The organism is Flavobacterium sp. Flavsp81 (assembly GCF_059491325.1).
On record NZ_CP168505.1, the window covers coordinates 3,542,872 to 3,562,720 of the forward strand.

Sequence of the window (19,849 nt, forward strand, 5' to 3'; positions counted from 1 at the left end):
ATCCTTATGATAACAAGTGTTTTTAAAAAATCTACACCATTAAATTATTCTTTGGTTGTAATTTTAATACTGGTTTTCTTTTTTCTGTTTCAAATTCAGGATTCCTCCTGGATGAATTCTTCCTTTTTGGCTTTTCAGAAAACAAGTCTTTTATGCTTTATACTAGCGTCTTTTTTTCTGATAAATTTCATTGTTAAGAAAAACGGACTCAGTAAAGACAATGGTTATGCAATATTTTTCTATTTGTTACTACTATTGTTTTTTCCTTCAATATTTAATAATCCAAACGTATTATATGCTAATTTTTTTATTTTATTAGCAGTTCGAAGATTAATTTCCCTACAATCATTAAAGGCATCCAAAGAAAAAATATTTGATGCATCATTTTGGATTTTGATAGCATCATTATTTCAATTTTGGTGTATTCTTTTTTTGATATTGGTTTTTATATCGATAATTTTCCATGTTTCCAGAGATTATAGAAATTGGATTTTACCATTTATCGCTCTTTTGGCAGTAGCTTTATTATTTTTAATGGTATCCTTAATTTTTAATTTTGATGCAGTAACATTTATCCAAAACAGAGCTATTATTGATTTAAGAATAGACTATTTTAAAAATAATTATGAAAACGGTTCGTTTTCTATATATGTTGCCGTAGCATTGTTTTTTGTTGTTTCTGTTTTAACTACATTATCAAACAGACCTCAGATTGTACATACATCATATAAAAAGATAGTTGCCTATTTTTTTATAGCAGTTGCGGTTTATATCATTTCACCTAATAAAAGTAATGATTTGTTGTTGCTCAGTATTGCTCCTCTGGCAATGATGGCAGCCAGTCATGTTGAATATGTTAAGCAAAAATTAAATAACGAAATTGTATTTTATATACTTACCTTGTGTAGTTTATTTACTTTTTTCTCTCAATTATAACTTATTTCCATAAGCAAGATCACCTGCATCGCCAAGTCCCGGAATAATGTAGTTTTTATCATTTAATTTTTCATCTAATGACGCTACCCATAAATGACAATTTTCGGGGAGGTTTTTTTCAAGATGCGAAATTCCCTCCGGTGCGGCAATAATGACAACAATATGAATTTCTTTTGGAATTGCATTCTGTACCAGTTTTTCATGAACAGCAACTATCGATTGACCCGTTGCCAGCATAGGATCAAGAAGCAAAACGGTTTTGTCGTTTAAGTTGGAAAGTGCCTGGTATTCGACTAAAATTTCAAATTCATCATCATTATTCGGATGATGTCTGCAAGCCGAAACAAAGCTGTTTTCTGCATGATCAAAATAATTCAAAAAGCCATTATGAAGTGGCAGTCCTGCTCGTAAAATCGAACATAAAACTAAATTATCGTTGATTTCAGTTGTTTTTTTAATACCAAGCGGAGTCTCAATTTCTACATTTTTATATGTTAATTTTTTACTCAGCTCATAAGCCATTATTTCACCAATACGTTCAATATTTCTTCGAAAGCGCATGCTATCGTTCTGAATGTTTATATTTCTAATCTGACCTAAGAAATGATTTAGGATACTATTGTTTTCAGAGATGTAATGAATTTTCATAATGAAATTTATAATTTTAGTATGTGGGAATTTTGTAAACGAAAAACAGAGTAATTTTTTCGTACTATAAAAGTATAAAAAGTATCTTTGTATCTCTAAAAAATAAAGACATGTTTTCAAAATTAGCATATTCTGTTTTCGAGCAAAGCATCAAAGATTATCATCAATTTGACAGCGTTGATCAGCCGATAAACAATCCATTTCCAAAAGATAAATTCGAACATTTATTATATTTAAAAAACTGGATAGACACAGTTCAATGGCATTATGAAGACATTATTCGTGATCCGCAGATTGATCCTGTTGCAGCGTTAACCCTAAAAAGAAAAATTGATGCATCTAATCAGGAACGTACTGATATGGTAGAATATATTGATAGCTATTTTTTACAAAAATATAGTAATGTAAAGGTAAAAGATGGTGCAAAAATCAACTCTGAAAGCCCTGCATGGGCTTTTGACAGACTATCAATTTTGGCATTAAAAATTTATCATATGCATGAAGAAGCTAATCGCGCAGAGGCTTCACAGGAACACAGAAATAAATGCCAGGAAAAGCTAAATATTCTTTTGGAACAAAGAAGTGACTTGTCTACAGCAATTGAAGATTTGCTTACCGATATCGAAAATGGAGATAAATTCATGAAAGTATACAAACAAATGAAAATGTATAATGACGATGAATTAAATCCGGTTTTATACCAAAATAAAAAATAGTTGGCAGCAAAATTGTCAAAAACTATTAAACATATTGCCGTCATGCGACTCTCTGCAATGGGAGATGTCGCCATGACGGTTCCTGTTTTACGCGCTTTCGTAAAACAGTATCCTGAAGTTAGATTAACGGTAATTTCACGTTCTTTTTTTAAACCATTTTTTGAAGGAATTCCAAATCTTGATTTTTTTGCGTTTGATGAAAAAGAACGTCACAAAGGTTTTCTGGGGCTTTTACGATTATATAAGGACGTTAAAAAACGTAAAATAGATGCCTTTGCCGACCTTCATAATGTTTTGAGATCTAAAATCGTTAGCTTACTTTTCGCTTTGAACGGAAAAAAAAGGGCTACAGTTGACAAAGGCCGTGAAGGCAAAAAAGAACTAACAAGAGCCGAAAACAAAATTTTCAGACAATTGCCAACGATGTTTCAAAGACATGCAAAAGTGTTTGAAGAATTAGGCTTTCCTTTGGATTTGTCAAATCCAACATTTCCTGAAAAGACTAAATTGAATTCTGACATTTTAGAAATTATTGGAAATAAAAGTCAAAAACTAATAGGAATTGCGCCTTTTGCTCAATATGATTCTAAAGTTTATCCATTAGATTTAATGCAGGAAGTAATTGCAAAACTGGCTGAAAATAAAAGCCAGACAATTTTACTTTTTGGAGGCGGAAAAAAAGAAATTGAAATTCTGGATTCACTTTCGAAACCATTTGAAAATGTAATCAATATGGCTGGAAAAATAAAATTTCAACAGGAATTGCAATTAATCAGTAACCTTGATGTGATGCTTTCTATGGATTCCGGTAATGCACATATTGCGGCTATGCTGGGTGTAAAAGTGATTACGCTTTGGGGCGCTACACATCCATACGCAGGATTTTTGCCATTTAATCAAAATTTAGAAAACGCTTTAACTTCAGATAGAAATCAATATCCAAAACTGCCAACATCTGTTTATGGAAATAAAATTGTTGAAGGTTATGAGGATGCGATGAGAACAATTTCTACGGAGAAGATTATTGAAAAAATATAGTTAAATCATTTTCTCATAAATCAAGAAAAAGATATCCCATTGCTTTCTTTTTGTTTCTGTCAACGACAATTTCAACAAAATGATTTTCTTTTTCAGTAGCTAGTAAAATGTGTTCAAAATCTTCGGTCGAATTTCTATAAACTTTATGTATCAATTCAGATTCTTTAACTTTATTTGATAAAATTTTAGCCGCTTTTAATTCACTTATATAGGGCCAAATATTAAAAAAACTATCATTAGAGATTGATATTTCTGCCATTCCCTCGAACATTGATGAACCATATTTTTCATTTGAAAGTAGTTTAGGATTTTTTTTGTTTCTTGTTTTTTTAACTATAAAGTAGATACAAAAAATAGAAGTTATTACAAAAAGTAATATAAAAGAGAGACGAAGGTAGTGATGCATTGCCATAATATCTGATGTTATAAGTGTTGACAATTGGAATAGCTTTACAAATTTATTTAAGATAAAGAATGATGTAACAGCTTAATTATAGACTAATATAGTAAATTTTTAGCACATATTTTAAAAAATATTTAAAATTCTATATAGTTTTTTGTTTATTACTCAGAAGAATTTAACCAAGTAATCATCTTAGCTCATCAAAATAATTACAAATTTTCTCGTCTTATCCTTCACATAATATATCTTTTCAAATTCGATATAAAAAAATCCCAAATCCCAATTTAAGAGTTGGAGTTTGGGATTTTATATTTTTCTGAATTTAACTTCTATACATCATCATAATCAATATAAATAGATTCTGAAGTTGGATGCGCCTGGCATGTTAAAATTAAACCGGAAGCAATTTCTTTATCTGTTAAAATAGAATTTTTAGTCATTTCGGCACTTCCAGAAGTTACACGTGCCAAACAGCTGCTGCAAATTCCGCCCTGACAGGAATAAGGAGCATCGATTCCTTGTTTTAGAGCAGCATCCAATATGGTTTGTTTTTGAGACATTTCAAAAGAAACTTCGTCATCATCAACCAAAACAGTAATTTTTGAATGTCCTTCCAGTGAAGTTTTTATTTCATGTTCCTGAGAAGAAGAAGTAAAAAGCTCAAACTTAATAGCTGATTCTTTTACGTTTTTCTCTTTTAATATTCCGGAAACGGTATTGATCATTTCTTCCGGACCACACAAATAAAATTTATCAAATTGCAATTCTTTGTGTTTGTTATTTAATACAAAATTGACTGCAGATTTGTCTATTCTGCCAAATAATGCATTTTCGGCTTTAGCCTGACTGTATACATAATGCACGAAAAAACGACCAACATATTTCAATTGCAAATCGTGTAATTCCTGATGAAAAATAGTTTCTTCCGGAGTTTTATTTCCATAAACCAGTACAAATGAACTTTTTGGTTCACTTTTTAAAACTGACTTTAAGATTGAAAGTACAGGAGTGATTCCGCTTCCTGCTACAAAAGCAGCATAATTTCGTTGTCTTTCAGTTTCAGGTTCAAAAGTAAATTTTCCTTCCGGGTGACCTACTTCCAGAACATCTCCGGCTTTAAGTTTGGTATTGGCAAACTGAGAAAACAAACCATTTTTGACCGCTTTTACAGCAATTCGCAAATCACCGCTTTCTGGTGCAGAGCAAATAGAATAAGCGCGTCGTATTTCTTGATTGTCAAGGGTTAATTTTAAATTTATGTATTGTCCGGCAATAAATTTATAATCTGATTTTAGTTCTTCAGGAACATTAAAAAGGATTGAAACGGCATCAGTAGTTTCACGTTTTACCTCTTTAATTATAAGTTTTAAGAATGAAGGCATAATATGATATTTTATGCAAAAGTAGCAAACGGCAATTAAATCACAGGTACTAAATTATTTTTTTTAATTTTTTTGTAACGTTTACTTACATTTGATCTCTTACTATAAAACTGAAAACCAAACAACCATGATTAAAAAGTTTATTTATCTTGAGTGGAAAGCCTTTACCAGATCTGCTTCTTTTGGTGCAAATCTGGCGATGAAAATTTTGATAGGTTTTTTAATGGCCTATTTTTCTATCATTTTTATCGGAATGGGAGTGGGAGCATTTTACATCCTGAAGAAAATGAATTTAGAACCTTTGGCAACAATCAATAAATTTTTGATTTATTATTTCTTATTCGATTTAGTTATTCGTTTATTAATGCAGGCCATTCCGGTACTTAATATTAAACCATTATTGGTTTTACCTTTTAAAAAGCCAACAATTGTTCATTTTTCTCTGGGAAAAACAATTTTGTCTTTTTTTAATTGGGCACATGCACTTTTCTTTCTGCCTTTTTCAATTGTATTGCTGTTTGAAGGATATAGCATTACAGGGGTGTTTTTTTGGCATTTGGCTATTTTTTCATTAATATACATCAACAATTTTCTGAATATTATTTTAAGTAATATTGACAAATTATTTGTTGTTTTTATTGGATTGATACTGGCTTTAGGAGCAGCACAATATTATCATTTTTTTGATATTACAAAGTTTACGTCACTTTTTTTCCAGGGGTTATATACTTCAGGGATATTATTTTTGATTCCTGTTTTAGGACTAATTGGCCTGTATGGATTTACATTTAAATATTTCAAAAACAATTTGTTTTTGGATGCCGGACTTTCGAAAAAAGATGATATCGCTACAACCGAAAATCTTTCCTGGCTTAACCAGTTCGGAACTTTAGGAACATTTCTTAAAAACGACATCAAATTAATCAAAAGAAACAAAAGATCAAAAACAACTATTTTACTGAGTTTTCTCTTTTTGTTTTACGGACTTATTTTTTTCGGAAACAAACATCAGCCTGAGATCATGCATATTTTTGCAGGAATATTTGTTTCAGGAGGGTTTTTATTTGTCTTCGGACAGTTTGTTCCAAGTTGGGATAGTTCCTATTATCAACTGATGATGACACAAAATATTCCTTATCGAGGATATATAACTTCAAAATGGTGGCTGGTTGTTATTGCCACTTTTATTTCGACAATATTGGCATCATTTTATCTTTTTTATGGATTGGAAGTTTATCTTACTATCATAGTTGGAGCAATTTATAACATCGGGGTCAACTCTCATCTGGTGCTTTTGGGAGGTGCATTTACCAAAACACCAATCGATTTAAGCAATGCCAGCGGCGCTTTTGGAGATAAAAAAGCATTTAATATAAATGCCATGCTATTGACCCTGCCGAAATTATTATTGCCTGTGGCCTTGTATGGCGCAGGACTTTATTTAGGAAATAAAACCATTGGATTATTGTTGGTTGCAGGAGCCGGAGTTTTAGGTTTTGTCTTTAGAAATACGGTTTTTTCCTTAATCGAAAAAAGATATAAAATTGAGAAGTACAGCACAATTCTGGCCTACAAACAAAAGAAATAATTAGAAAATGAGATAATTTTTATCTGACTGAAATCAAATATCAAAAAAATAAAGAGTAGATTTTTTAATCTAAAATCAACAATCTAAAATCTAAAATTACCATGATACAAGTAAATCAACTTTCAAAAATATATAACGGAACAACCGTTTTAAACATTAACAATCTTGAAATTCCAAAAGGACAAAGTTTTGGATTGGTGGGAAATAACGGTGCGGGGAAGACTACTTTTTTCAGTTTGTTATTAGATTTGATACAACCTTCGATAGGAAGTATTAAAAACAATGATATTCAGGTAAATTTAAATGAAAACTGGAAATCTTTTACAGGTTCATTTTTAGATGAAAGTTTCCTTATCGGATATTTGACTCCCGAAGAATATTTTTATTTCATTGGAGATTTACGTCATCAAAACAAAGCAGATATTGATTCTTTATTAGCCCAGCATGAAGAGTTTTTTAATGGAGAAATTTTGAACAACAAAAAATATTTACGTGATTTATCTAAAGGAAACCAAAAAAAAGTAGGTATAATTGCTACCCTTATTGGCAACCCTGAAGTGATTATTTTAGATGAGCCTTTTGCGAATCTGGATCCAACAACAGTAAGCCGATTGAAAAAAATAATTAAAGAATTAGCTGAAAATCCAAATGTTACAGTTTTGGTTTCCAGTCACGATTTACAGCATACTGTAGAAGTTTGTGATCGGATTGTAGCTTTAAACAAAGGAGAAGTAGTAAAGGATATTCAGACTTCAGCAGAAACGCTCCGAGAACTGGAATTGTTTTTTGCAGTATAAGTTTCTATATTTCAAAAAGAACCGTATTTTTACCAGTCATTATACTAAAAATCCTTTTTAGAAGTTAATTGATTTAAACTCTTTTCTATTGAAAAAGAATACGCTGAAATATAGCTTTCCATTTTTGTTTTTATTTTTTTTGATAGCCTGTTCTACCAAAAAAAACACTTTTTTGTCTAGAAATTCACATGCTTTAAGCACAAAATATAATATTTTGTACAATGGCGGAATAGGTTTGGACAAAGGTCTAACGGCTATTAAAGCAAACGATCAGGATAATTTTTGGAAAATACTGCCAATTGAAAAAATGCAGGTAGATGAAAATTTTGCAGAGCAGGAAAAAACCAAAAATGCCGGTTTTGAATTAGCAGAAACCAAGGCAACAAAAGCGATTCAGAAACATTCCATGAATATTGGGGGAAGAGAGAAAAATACCCAAATGGATGAAGCCTATTTGATGCTGGGAAAAGCGCGGTATTATGACCAGCGTTTTATTCCCGCTCTCGAGGCATTCAACTATATTTTATACAAATACCCAAATAGCAGTAATATTTATACTGCTAAAATTTGGCGTGAAAAAACGAATATGCGTTTAGGAAACGACGCAATTGTGATAAAAAATATCAAGCTTTTATTAAAAAATACGGATTTAGATAAGCAAACATTTTCGGATGCAAATGCATTGCTGGCGGAAGCGTTTTTAAATTTAGAAGAAAAAGACAGTGCCATTACCAGACTAAAAATTGCTGAGAATTTTTCCAGGATAAATGAAGATAAAGCAAGATACCGTTTCATTTTGGGACAAATGTACCAAGAGGCCGAAAAAAAAGACAGTGCAAACTATTTTTATGACGGAGTAATCGATATGAATCGAAAAGCCGACAGAAAATATATGATGCAGGCATTTGCCAAAAAGGCACAAATGTTTGATTATGAAAATGGTAATGATACACTATTCTTAAAGACATATAATAAACTGGTTAAGGATCGCGAAAACAGACCTTATTATGATGTGCTTTTTTATGAAATGGGTGTCTTTTATGATAAAAAGAAAGAAAAGGAAAATGCTTTAAAATTCTACAACAAATCTTTAGGAAGGAAATCCAAAGATTCTTATTTAGTGGCTTCGGCTTATCGAAATATAGGAAACATGTATTTTAAGGATACTGATTATACTATGGCCGCCAAATATTATGACAGTACGCTGACAAAATTAAACCCTAAAACGAGAGAGTTTGTTTTTATTGAAAAAAACAGAAAAAACTTAGACAATGTCATCAAATACGAAGGAATTGCAAAACGCAACGATAGTATAATTAAAGTAAAGGGTTTGTCTGATCCTGAAAGAAAAACATATTTTGAAAATTATATTGCAGAATTAAAAAAGAAAGACGAAGCTAAACGAATTTTAGAAGAAAAAGAAAAGGAAAGATTAGCTAATATTGAGCAAAATACAAACTCAGATAGTGGTCCGGTAGCTGTAAATCCTCAGTCACAAGGAAATAATCCTCCAATGAATACCACTGGAAATTTTAATCCGCCAACCGCAAATGATGTTGCAAGTGCTTTCTATTTTTATAATCCATCTACAGTTGCATACGGAAAATTGCAGTTTAAAAAAATGTGGGGAAACAGACCGTTAACAGGAAACTGGAGATTATCGTCTGCAAGGTCAAATGCAGATTTGGCATTGACAGATTCAATTAGCATGAAACAGGATTCAATAAATACGCTGAAGGATTCAATTGTTATAGAAAAGTACACAACTGCATTTTACGAAAAACAACTTCCAACCACTCAATCTGAAATGGACAGTATTGGTAAAGAACGAAATTTTGCGTACTATCAGTTAGGTTTGATTTATAAGGAGAAGTTTAAAGAATATGATTTGGCAAGCGGTAAATTTGAACAATTGCTTCGTAATAATCCTGAAGAAAAATGGATTTTGCCATCTAAGTATAATTTGTATAAAATATATCAAATTACAAATCCTTCAAAAGCGGAGGCGATAAAAGCAGATATTTCGTCAACATATCCAAATTCACGATATGCCCAGATTTTAAACAATACAAATCCTGAAAATGGTAATTTATCGCCCGAAGAGGAATATAAAAAATGGTATAAATTATATAAGGAAGAACAGTTTGACGTTGTTTTAGAAAATATTGATAATTTGATTAACCAATATTCAGGTGATGAGATTGTTTCTAAATTTGAATTGCTAAAGGCAAATACTTTGGCAAAATCAGATGGTTTGGAAGCTTATAAAAAAGGTCTGGAAAACGTGGAAGATAATTACCCAAATAGCGAGGAAGGTAAAAATGCCCGTGAAATTTTGGAAAAACAAATTCCGGGCTTAGAAAAACTTGATTTTACTACTGTTGATGGGAAAAACTGGAAAATTTTATATCCGGTTCCTAATAATGATACTAAAACGGCTAAAAAAATTGAAGAAGCAATTAAGGTTTTTATGTTGGTTGAAAATTTTGAAAGATTAACAACTTCTTTTGACAGATACAATAAAACCGAAAGTTTTTTTGTTATTCATGGTATAAAAACAGAAGCTTACGCTAAAGATCTTGCAGGCGTTTTTAGAGATGATAAAAAGTATAAAATTACTAATCCTGCTATTATTATATCCAGTGAGAATTATAAGATAGTTCAAATGAAGAAAAATCTTCAAACATATTTAGCCCCAAAAAACCCATAATATAATGTTTGATAAAGTTAAAAAAAACGGAACAGAACTTTTAGGAAAAACGAATAGGATCGTTGAAGGTACCTCAATTATTGGAGATATTGTTTCTAAAGCCGATTTTAGGCTTGATGGTGAATTGATAGGAAATTTTACGTCCCAGGGAAAACTGGTCATTGGGGCATCAGGTGTTATAAAAGGCGAAATTGTCTGTAATAATGCTGATATTGAAGGTGAATTTCAAGGCAAAATAAAAGTTCTGGAAGTTCTTAATATAAAGGCAACAGCACAAATTCATGGCGAAGTATTGGTTGGAAAACTTTCAATAGAACCCGGAGCTAATTTTACAGCTACTTGTACGATGTTAACAAAAGCTAACGAAGTAACGATTAAAGATGGAAAAGGAACCGAACAAAAATCAAAGGAATAAATGGATAGCTCTCATTAATATTCCGATACAAATGGGAGTCATTATTTTTTTGTTTTCTTATGCCGGGAGTTGGTTAGATGAAAACCATCCTAGTCCAAAAGTGTATTACAATAAGATTTTGGTTATGGTGGGTGTCATAATTGCATTATATAATGTAATTCGTCAGGTAAACGAAATTAACAAATCAAAGTAATTTAATACAACACGAATAAATAAATTGCACCTTTGTAGCAAATAACTGTTTATGATGAATTTAAAAAATTACAAACTATTATACAATTTATTTATTTTGTCGGCTATTTTTTATGCACTCCATAAACTGGTGTTTTATATTTTTAAAATAAACAGTAAGAATTTTCATTATAATTTAGAAATTTTATATTTGTTATTCGTTGCGATAGCCAGTGTGCTTTTCATTGTTTTAATAATAGTTAAACAAAAGAGTTTTGATAATATAGGGATGGCATTTCTTTTAGGAACAAGTTTCCAAATGTTATTTTGTTATTTAGTTTTGAGACCCATCCTACAAAATAAACTCCAAAACACAACAATAGAGAAAACGAATTTTTTCATAACTTTTATTTTATTTTTGTTGTTTGAAACGCTTTTAACTGCCCGATTATTAAATGAAAAGCGTTAAAATAAGGATTCTGTAAAACAAGGTTCAAAAATAATTTTTCATATCCTTTTGAATATTAATAAAAAATGTACCTTTGCACCAAAATTTAGAAACGTAAAAAATTAAGATATTCAACAGATATGGTGATTTCAAACAAACCACTTAGATTTATATTAGCAACTTTTGTTGCGTGTCTTCCTATAATGAGTTTTGGAAATCCAGAAACGGATTCAACAAAGGTACAAACAGAAGTAACGCATGAAGCAGTTCCAGAAGGCCATCACGAAGGGGCACATGCCGAGCCAACAGATGTGAAATCTAAAATAAATGCGTTTAAAAAACATCACGTTTTAGATTCGCATGACTTTACTTTTACACAGGATGATGTAACAGGAAAGTATTATGGTTTTTCTTTACCGGTTATTATCTGGGACAATGGATTGCATGTATTTTCTTCTTCAAAATTTGAACACGGTCATGCTGTGGCAGAATCTAATGGAAGCTATTACAAGATTAATCACCATGATGGTAAAATATACAAAACAGATTCTTCAGGTACCCTTACTGAAGATGAAAAAACAGGTCATCCGACAAATGTTCGTCCATTAGATTTTTCAATAACAAAAACAGTAGTTTCTATAATTGCAGCTGCGTTGTTAATGTTTTGGTTGTTTAGCAGTTTGGCAAGATCTTATGCGAAAAACGGTGGAATTGCTACCGGAGCCGGAAGAATTTTTGAACCAATCGTACTTTATGTCCGTGATGAAATTGCGATTCCTAACATCGGAGTGAAGCATTACAAAAAATATATGAGTTATTTATTGACCATCTTTTTCTTTGTTTTGTTTTTAAATCTCTTCGGATTAACTCCGCTGGGAATTAATGCTACTGGTAATGTTACTATTACATTTGCTTTGGCAATATTAACTTTCTTAATAACTAACCTTACAGCAAACAAAGATTATTGGGGACATATTTTCTGGATGCCGGGAGTACCTAAATTGATGCGAATTGTTTTGGCTCCAATTGAATTGTTAGGAATTTTTATCAAACCTTTTTCATTAATGATTCGTTTGTATGCGAATATTTTTGCTGGGCATATTGTATTGATGAGTATCATTGGTTTGATGTTTATCTTCAAAAGCTGGTTAGGAAGCAGTTTGTCTTTCGGACTATCTTTTGTACTTTCTATTCTTGAAATATTGGTAGCTTTTTTACAAGCATATATTTTCACTATGTTATCGGCTCTTTATTTTGGTTCTGCGGTGCAGGAACATGGGCATGAAGAGGCACACGTTTAATTTGAATGTTTAATTTTTAATATATATATTATGCAAATTCCAACTATTGTAGGAGCAGGATTAATTGTAATCGGAGCAGGTTTAGGTATTGGTAGAATTGGTGGTTCAGCAATGGACGCTATTGCTCGTCAACCAGAAGCTTCAGGAAAAATCCAAACAGCTATGCTTATTGCAGCTGCACTTATTGAAGGTATTGGTTTCGCTGCGTTATTCGCTGCTTAATTAAAAACTAAAGACAATAGTTGCAACGGTTGGTTGTAACTATTGTTTTAAAATTAAAACATTAAAAATTGCATTTTTCGTAAGCAATTTTAAAAAAGCATAATTTAAAATTTATAATTATATATATAATGGATAAGTTAATAAATCAGTTTGAATTCGGATTGTTCTTTTGGCAAATATTAATATTTGTTGGATTGATATTTTTATTAAAAAAATTCGCTTGGAAGCCTATTCTTGATGCAGTAAATGAGAGAGAAGAAGGAATTAAAAATGCATTGCTTTCTGCTGAAAATGCAAGACAGGAAATGCAAAATTTACAAGCAGACAATCAAAGAATTCTGAATGAAGCACGTGCTGAGCGTGACGCGATGCTAAAAGAAGCTCGTGAGATGAAAGAGAAAATGATTACTGATTCTAAAAACGAAGCACAGGCACAAGGTCAGAAAATGATCGAGCAGGCTAAAGCGGCTATCGAAAGTGAAAAAAATGCAGCTATGGCTGAATTGAAATCACAAGTTTCTACTTTATCATTAAGCATTGCAGAGAAATTGTTGAAAGAGGAATTATCTAACAAAGAAGCTCAAACTAAATTGGTTGAGAAAATGTTAGGTGACGTAAAGTTAAATTAAAATTATGGCAAGTACAAGAGCAGCAATTCGTTATGCAAAAGCAATTCTGGACTTAGCAAACTCTAAAGGTGTTGCCGAAGCAGTAAATAGCGATATGAAATCGATTGCTTCAACAATCAGTGCAAATGCAGAGTTAGGTGCTTTTATTCAAAACCCAACTACAAAAGTTGAGGTTAAAGAAAGTGCTCTTTTAGAAGTTTTTGCAAATGTAAATGGTGTAACCAAAGGTTTATTTCATTTATTATTCGAAAACAAAAGATTCGAAATTCTAGATGCAATTGCAGTAGAATACAGTAAAGTATTTGATGAAGGTAATGGAATTGAAGTAGCAAAAGTTACGACAGCAATCCCAATGGATGCTGCTTTAGAGGCTAAAGTTTTGGCTAAAATTGCAACCTTGTCAGATAAGAAAATAACAATAGAGAATATAGTAGATGCTTCAATTATTGGAGGGTTTATTTTGAGAATAGGCGATAAGCAATATAATGCTTCTGTTGCAAACAGATTACAAATATTAAAAAGAGAGTTAAGTAATTAGTTTTATCACACATAAAAGTGTCTAAATTATAAATTAAGATGGCGGAAATCAAACCTGCTGAAATTTCAGCAATATTAAGAAAGCAAGTAGAAGGTTTTGAATCTGGTGCTACGCTGGAGGAAGTAGGAACAGTACTTCAAGTTGGAGATGGTATTGCTCGTGTTTACGGGCTATCTAACGTACAATATGGTGAGTTGGTTGAATTTGATAACGGACTTGAAGCTATTGTATTAAACCTTGAAGAAGACAATGTTGGTGTGGTACTTTTAGGACCATCAACAGGAATCAAAGAAGGATCAACAGCAAAAAGAACACAACGTATCGCTTCTCTTAAAGTAGGTGAGCAAATGGTAGGTCGTGTAGTAAACACTCTTGGTTTTCCAATTGATGGAAAAGGGCCAATCGGTGGTGACTTATATGAGATGCCATTAGAAAGAAAAGCACCTGGTGTTATCTTCCGTCAGCCAGTAACCGAGCCATTACAAACAGGAGTAAAAGCAGTAGATGCTATGATTCCGGTTGGTCGTGGACAACGTGAGCTTGTAATTGGTGACCGTCAAACAGGTAAATCAACTGTTTGTCTTGATACCATCTTAAATCAAAAAGAATTTTATGATGCAGGAAAACCTGTATTCTGTATATATGTTGCAATTGGACAAAAAGCTTCAACTGTAGCAGGAATCGCTAAAATGTTAGAAGAAAAAGGAGCAATGGCTTATACGGTTATTGTTGCAGCAAATGCTTCTGACCCAGCTCCAATGCAAGTTTATGCTCCTTTCGCAGGTGCTGCAATTGGAGAATATTTTAGAGATTCAGGTCGTCCTGCACTTATTGTGTATGATGATTTATCTAAACAAGCTGTTGCTTACCGTGAGGTTTCTCTTTTATTAAGAAGACCACCGGGACGTGAAGCATATCCTGGAGACGTTTTCTACTTACACTCTCGTTTATTAGAGCGTGCTTGTAAAGTAATTGCTGATGATGGAATTGCTAAAAACATGAACGATTTACCGGATTCAATTAAGCCTATTGTAAAAGGTGGTGGTTCATTAACTGCTTTGCCAATTATTGAAACTCAGGCTGGTGACGTTTCTGCATATATTCCAACAAACGTAATTTCGATTACAGATGGTCAGATTTTCCTTGACGGAGATTTGTTCAACTCTGGAGTTCGTCCTGCGATCAACGTAGGTATTTCTGTATCTCGTGTTGGGGGTAATGCTCAGATTAAATCAATGAAAAAAGTTTCAGGAACTTTAAAATTAGACCAGGCTCAATTCCGTGAATTAGAAGCTTTCGCTAAATTTGGTTCTGACCTGGATTCAGTTACTTTAAATGTAATTGAAAAAGGAAAAAGAAACGTTGAAATCTTAAAACAAGGGTTGAACGATCCTTATACAGTAGAAAATCAAGTAGCTATTATTTACGCTGGTTCTAAAAACTTATTGAAAAGTGTTCCTGTAAATAAAGTAAAAGAATTTGAAGCTGATTTCTTAGCTTACTTAAACAGTAAACATAAAGATACTCTTAATGCTTTGAAAGCAGGTAAATTAGATGACAACATTACTGATGTTATCGAAAAAGCAGCAAAAGAAATCTCAGCAAAATATAATTAATTTTAGTTGATCGTTGTTGGTTGATTGTTGTTGGAATTATCCAATAGACTATCAACCAATAACCAACAACCAACAACTATAATAAAATGGCAAATTTAAAGGAAATCCGTAATAGAATTACTTCCGTTTCATCGACGATGCAAATTACATCGGCTATGAAAATGGTTTCTGCTGCAAAGCTTAAGAAAGCACAAGATGCAATCACTGCAATGCGCCCTTATGCCGAGAAATTAACGGAGTTATTACAAAATCTTTCTGCTACACTTGAAGGTGAAGTAGGTGGTGATTACACGACACAACGTGAAGTAAAAAAAGTATTGCTTGTTGCTATAACTTCAAACAGAGGTTTATGTGGTGCATTCAATTCAAATGTTATTAAAGAAATTAAAAACCGTACTCAGTTTTACGCTGGAAAACAAGTTGATGTTTTTCCTATTGGAAAAAAAGGAAATGATGTTTTGGCTAAAACGCATAAAGTTCACGGTCATCATAATTCAATTTTTGATCATTTGACTTTTGAGAATGTTGGAGAAATTGCTGATAATTTGACTGAAAAATTCTTATCAGGTGAGTACGACAGAATTGAATTGATTTATAATCAGTTTAAAAATGCTGCGACTCAAATCGTTCAAACGGAACAATTTTTACCTTTGGCTCCAATTAAATCTGATATGCCGGTTTCTACAGGTGATTATATTTTTGAACCTTCAAAAGAAGAAATTGTGCTGACTTTGATTCCAAAATCATTAAAAACACAATTGTATAAAGGAATTCGTGATTCATTTGCTTCAGAACATGGAGCACGTATGACAGCAATGCATAAAGCAACTGACAATGCAACTGAATTAAGAAACCAATTAAAATTGACTTATAATAAAGCACGCCAGGCAGCTATTACTAATGAAATCTTAGAGATCGTTGGTGGAGCAGAAGCTTTGAACGGGTAAATAAATATTTTGAGATAAACAAAGAGCCGACATAAATTTATGTCGGCTCTTTTGTTTTATATAAGTTTAGTTATACTATTGGATTTACTATTAAATGTTAAAATGGTGATTCCTGAGAAATTGTTTTCCCAAGAATCAATTCCATTTTACACATTCGTTTTAACGGATTATTTCTAATTCGTTTTGCTTTGTTTTTATGGGAACAAACTAGCTTTATAATCCCAAGGCTCTTTTTATTTATAAGGGTTGTCACAGCTCAATCAATCCCTTGCTTTGTTTTTAGGGTACAAATAGCTAAATTTTCCCGGCTCTGTTTTTTTGAGGGTCACTCACAGCTGAATCAATCCCTTTGCTTTGTTTTTTATGGGAACAAACTAGCTTTATTAGTCCCGGTGCTCTGTTTTTTTGAGGGTTACTACAGCTGAATCAATCCCTTGCTTTGTTTTATGGTACAATTAGCTAAATCTTCCTTGCTCTGTTTTTTGAGGGTTACTACAGCTGTTAATCCCTTGCTTTGTCTTATGGTACAAATAGCTAAATTTTCCGGCTCTGTTTTTTTAAGGGTTACCCACAGCTGATCAATCCCTTTGCTTTGTTTTTTATGGGAACAAACTAGCTTTATCAGTCCCAGTGCTTTGTTTTTTTAAGGGTTACATCTTAGCTGAATCAATCCCGTATTTATTACAATTTTTTTATAAAAGAAATTATCCGTTTTATATATTACAAATATTGGATTATATTATGAAAGCTACAATACCCACATTTAGTGATTTTTAATTTATTTTAAAATCTTTAAATTTTTTGTTTAAGAGATTGTATTACAAATATATAATGGATAAATTTTTAAAAAGTTATATAATTTTCATTATATATTACACAATTATAATATTATAGTTTGATTGAATAGTGTTTAAATATTAAAAGATAAGTATTTTTGATTACTAATTACTATAGACAAAATGGACTTAAAAATAAAAGAATTGACAACTATTACAGAAATGGTAGTTGAAATTGATACAATGAGATTTCTTTATCCTAATCTTCCGGCTGAAAAATATGAAATTTATTTGTCAGAAATGATTCCTCATAATTATACACAGATAGCTGTTTTTGAAAATGATATTTGTTTAGGAATTACCGGCTGTTGGTCAGCAACTAAATTATGGACAGGTAAATATCTTGAAATTGATAATTTTGTTGTGCACCCGGAACATCGCTCTAAAGGAATAGGAAAGATGCTTACAGAATATATTGAACAAAAAGCATTAGATCTGGACTGTAGCAGCATTGTTTTAGATGCTTATACAGAGAATTTTGCCGCACATCGTTTTTATTATAATCAAGGTTATGGGCCCAGAGGATTTCATTTTGTGAAAATTTTGGATAAGTCTAAACTGACTCTATAATAAATAGTTCCATTTTGCTAAAAAGACTTACATTTATATTTTTAAATTTGACAACATTTTACATTATAAGTGTATCATATTTCACAACTAAAAAGGTATTAAAAACAGATCAACTAAAAATAAATGGCAAAAGAAAGTTTTAATTGGAAAAGTCTCTTTATTAATGATGAGGCTAACAAGGCCGAAGAACCAGCTGTAGTTCAATCAGCACCAGTTTTATCGGCACCTGATAATAAATTTCCGACTCAGGTTACAGATTCGTTTCCTACAAATGCAGTGACGAATCCTTTTTTAAATGAAATTTTTGAAGTTTACAATAAAGGTTTTGAGTCATTGAATGCAGATGGATTTGATTTTTTTGAATTGTACAAGTCAGTAATGGCTGTTGGGGTTACAAATCCGCAAAGCTATCAGATGGCATTTACAATGGGAAAAACTATAAAACCGGATTTAAGTAAAGAATTTCTTTTAGAAAAATCAAGTTTTTATATCAGTGAAATCGAAAAGGTTTATGCAAAATATGATTCAATAGGAAAAGCTAAAAAATCAGATTTAGACAATAATATTACAAAGGAAAAATATAATCTGTCTAAAAATATTTCTGAATTAGAAGCCAGGATTATTGAACTTCAGAAAGAATTGGAATCCAAGAAAATAGAACTTCAAAAAATTGATCCAAAAAACATGGAACAGCTTTCGGAGATTAAATTAAAAATGGAAGCTAACGATTTAGCAAAACAAAAAATATTAAACTCAATAAATACTGTAATAACAGGAATTAATCAATATTTATAATAATGGATAAATACGAACAAGAAAAAAGTACCCTTTTATCATTACCGATTTTAAAACATTTTGATGAATCTAAAGGAGAGATTGCTTTAAAATCGGGAGCATTAAAAAAAGGTGAAAAGTCATTGTTTTTGGCTTTAGCATTAGGTTTGTTAGGAGTTGGAGGTTATTTGGTCTGGACTTATATTATCCCGCCATTATTTACGATGCTTGGTCAGGCAATTGCATTATCTGCAACGGGTGTTTTTTTAGTTTTTTTAGTAATGATGGCTCCGGTTATTATGAAAGCACTTCGTTTTACAACCAAAAATCTTCACAAAGCATTAATTCAAAGCAATCCTTTTAATGAACTGGAAGAGCAAAAACAAAAAATGATTAAAAACCGCGAAGTTTTTAAGAATACAAAAGCAAAACTGAAAGGTCTTAAAACCGAGATGGAAATTGAAGCCAGTAAGTCTGAGAAAGAAGCTAAATCATTTCAGGAAGATGTATTGAGTTTACAGCGTCAGTCTGAGAAACTTAAATCGGCCATGGATGAAATGGTGAAGCAAAATGGAGTTGCTGCAAAAGATACTGATGAATATGTAGCGTTGCAAAGTGAATTAGCAAGAAAATTAAGTGATTCACAAAGAGTTTCGACACAATATGAACAAAGCAAAAGTTTCATCCAAAAATATGGCGTTCGAGCCAATGTCTTAGGAAAAATGGATAGAAAACTAACTTTGGCAGGTACCGCAATTGATATTAAAATTGCAGATTTTGATGTTACTGTTAAAATGTTTCAAAAAGAGTATGAATTTGCCAGAAATGCTAAAGAAGCAACAGAAAGTGCTAAAAGTGCTATGATGTTTACACAAGATTGGGAATTAGAATACGCGCTTGAAGTAGTAACATCTACCATCGCACAGGATATTGCCAAAACATCTGAAAACCTTATTGATATAGATGCTTTGACTTCTAAATATTCTGTTGATAATGATGAACTTTATTCACGATTAGATTCATTGGCAGATGAAATTAAAACGGGAGATAATACGATTCCGGACTCAACAAAATATACAAGTCCTAATTATAAAATGACCAAAGAAGATAAATTATCCGGTGGTGGTTTTGGAGATATTTTTTAATAGATAAATAATTTTAAAA

Annotated in this window: 20 protein-coding genes; 17 read left to right on the forward strand and 3 right to left on the reverse strand. The window is 31.7% G+C overall.

The window, feature by feature from the left end; all coding sequences use genetic code 11:
- Positions 1-6: 6 nt before the first annotated feature.
- Complete coding sequence (locus ACEN92_RS14785) at positions 7-936, forward strand: DUF6427 family protein (RefSeq protein ID WP_495639118.1); 930 nt, start codon at positions 7-9, stop codon at positions 934-936.
- Here the strand turns inward: ACEN92_RS14785 and upp are convergent.
- Positions 931-1,584, reverse strand: coding sequence for a uracil phosphoribosyltransferase (gene upp, locus ACEN92_RS14790; RefSeq protein ID WP_495639119.1), 654 nt, complete (start codon positions 1,582-1,584; stop codon positions 931-933). The genes ACEN92_RS14785 and upp overlap by 6 nt on opposite strands.
- 110 nt (positions 1,585-1,694) lie before the next feature.
- Between upp and ACEN92_RS14795 the strand changes: the two genes are divergently transcribed.
- Positions 1,695-2,300 carry a DUF4254 domain-containing protein gene (locus ACEN92_RS14795; protein WP_495639120.1) on the forward strand — a complete coding sequence of 202 codons (606 nt, stop codon included), beginning with the start codon at positions 1,695-1,697 and terminating at the stop codon, positions 2,298-2,300.
- 42 nt (positions 2,301-2,342) lie between these two features.
- Entirely contained in the window at positions 2,343-3,338 is a 996-nt protein-coding gene (locus ACEN92_RS14800) for a glycosyltransferase family 9 protein (protein WP_495642354.1), read from the forward strand.
- Positions 3,339-3,351: 13 nt separating this feature from the next.
- Here ACEN92_RS14800 and ACEN92_RS14805 read toward each other — a convergent pair whose 3' ends face one another.
- Both ACEN92_RS14805 and ACEN92_RS14810 read right to left on the reverse strand, forming a co-directional pair.
- A complete protein-coding gene (locus ACEN92_RS14805; protein ID WP_495639121.1) occupies positions 3,352-3,750 on the reverse strand; it encodes a hypothetical protein in 399 nt (132 codons plus the stop codon).
- Positions 3,751-4,070: 320 nt separating this feature from the next.
- Positions 4,071-5,123, reverse strand: coding sequence for a 2Fe-2S iron-sulfur cluster-binding protein (locus tag ACEN92_RS14810; protein ID WP_495639122.1), 1,053 nt, complete (start codon positions 5,121-5,123; stop codon positions 4,071-4,073).
- Positions 5,124-5,250: 127 nt separating this feature from the next.
- On the opposite strand from ACEN92_RS14810, the gene ACEN92_RS14815 reads away from it, so the two are divergent.
- The 14 genes from ACEN92_RS14815 to ACEN92_RS14880 all read left to right on the forward strand — a co-directional run bounded on the left by ACEN92_RS14815 (position 5,251) and on the right by ACEN92_RS14880 (position 19,830).
- The gene (locus tag ACEN92_RS14815; RefSeq protein WP_495639123.1) at positions 5,251-6,711 is read left to right on the forward strand and encodes a DUF5687 family protein; all 1,461 of its coding nucleotides are present in this window, start codon (positions 5,251-5,253) and stop codon (positions 6,709-6,711) included.
- Positions 6,712-6,812: 101 nt separating this feature from the next.
- The gene (locus tag ACEN92_RS14820; protein WP_495639124.1) at positions 6,813-7,508 is read left to right on the forward strand and encodes an ABC transporter ATP-binding protein; all 696 of its coding nucleotides are present in this window, start codon (positions 6,813-6,815) and stop codon (positions 7,506-7,508) included.
- A gap of 88 nt (positions 7,509-7,596) precedes the next feature.
- Positions 7,597-10,218, forward strand: coding sequence for a type IX secretion system periplasmic lipoprotein PorW/SprE (gene porW, locus ACEN92_RS14825; RefSeq protein WP_495639125.1), 2,622 nt, complete (start codon positions 7,597-7,599; stop codon positions 10,216-10,218).
- A 4-nt stretch (positions 10,219-10,222) separates the two neighbouring features.
- Complete coding sequence (locus ACEN92_RS14830; RefSeq protein ID WP_495639126.1) at positions 10,223-10,633, forward strand: bactofilin family protein; 411 nt, start codon at positions 10,223-10,225, stop codon at positions 10,631-10,633.
- Positions 10,599-10,826 (forward strand): AtpZ/AtpI family protein, encoded by a 228-nt coding sequence (locus ACEN92_RS14835; RefSeq protein ID WP_495639127.1) that lies wholly within the window; start codon positions 10,599-10,601, stop codon positions 10,824-10,826. The genes ACEN92_RS14830 and ACEN92_RS14835 overlap by 35 nt, the downstream gene beginning before the upstream one ends.
- 566 nt (positions 10,827-11,392) lie before the next feature.
- Entirely contained in the window at positions 11,393-12,553 is a 1,161-nt protein-coding gene (atpB, locus tag ACEN92_RS14840; protein WP_495639128.1) for a F0F1 ATP synthase subunit A, read from the forward strand.
- Positions 12,554-12,583: 30 nt separating this feature from the next.
- Positions 12,584-12,775, forward strand: coding sequence for an ATP synthase F0 subunit C (gene atpE, locus ACEN92_RS14845; protein WP_077374818.1), 192 nt, complete (start codon positions 12,584-12,586; stop codon positions 12,773-12,775).
- Positions 12,776-12,903: 128 nt separating this feature from the next.
- Positions 12,904-13,404, forward strand: a complete 501-nt coding sequence (locus ACEN92_RS14850) for a F0F1 ATP synthase subunit B (protein WP_007808446.1) — start codon at positions 12,904-12,906, stop codon at positions 13,402-13,404.
- 4 nt (positions 13,405-13,408) lie between these two features.
- Positions 13,409-13,942 (forward strand): ATP synthase F1 subunit delta, encoded by a 534-nt coding sequence (gene atpH / locus ACEN92_RS14855; protein ID WP_495639129.1) that lies wholly within the window; start codon positions 13,409-13,411, stop codon positions 13,940-13,942.
- Between the two features lie 38 nt (positions 13,943-13,980).
- The gene (gene atpA, locus ACEN92_RS14860; protein ID WP_495639130.1) at positions 13,981-15,558 is read left to right on the forward strand and encodes a F0F1 ATP synthase subunit alpha; all 1,578 of its coding nucleotides are present in this window, start codon (positions 13,981-13,983) and stop codon (positions 15,556-15,558) included.
- A gap of 86 nt (positions 15,559-15,644) precedes the next feature.
- The gene (gene atpG, locus ACEN92_RS14865; RefSeq protein ID WP_495639131.1) at positions 15,645-16,505 is read left to right on the forward strand and encodes an ATP synthase F1 subunit gamma; all 861 of its coding nucleotides are present in this window, start codon (positions 15,645-15,647) and stop codon (positions 16,503-16,505) included.
- A 959-nt stretch (positions 16,506-17,464) separates the two neighbouring features.
- On the forward strand, positions 17,465-17,911 hold the full coding sequence (locus tag ACEN92_RS14870) for a GNAT family N-acetyltransferase (RefSeq protein WP_495639132.1): 447 nt from the start codon (positions 17,465-17,467) through the stop codon (positions 17,909-17,911).
- A gap of 123 nt (positions 17,912-18,034) precedes the next feature.
- The gene (locus tag ACEN92_RS14875) at positions 18,035-18,706 is read left to right on the forward strand and encodes a hypothetical protein (protein WP_495639133.1); all 672 of its coding nucleotides are present in this window, start codon (positions 18,035-18,037) and stop codon (positions 18,704-18,706) included.
- A 2-nt stretch (positions 18,707-18,708) separates the two neighbouring features.
- The gene (locus ACEN92_RS14880) at positions 18,709-19,830 is read left to right on the forward strand and encodes a hypothetical protein (RefSeq protein ID WP_495639134.1); all 1,122 of its coding nucleotides are present in this window, start codon (positions 18,709-18,711) and stop codon (positions 19,828-19,830) included.
- The last annotated feature ends 19 nt before the right edge of the window (positions 19,831-19,849 follow it).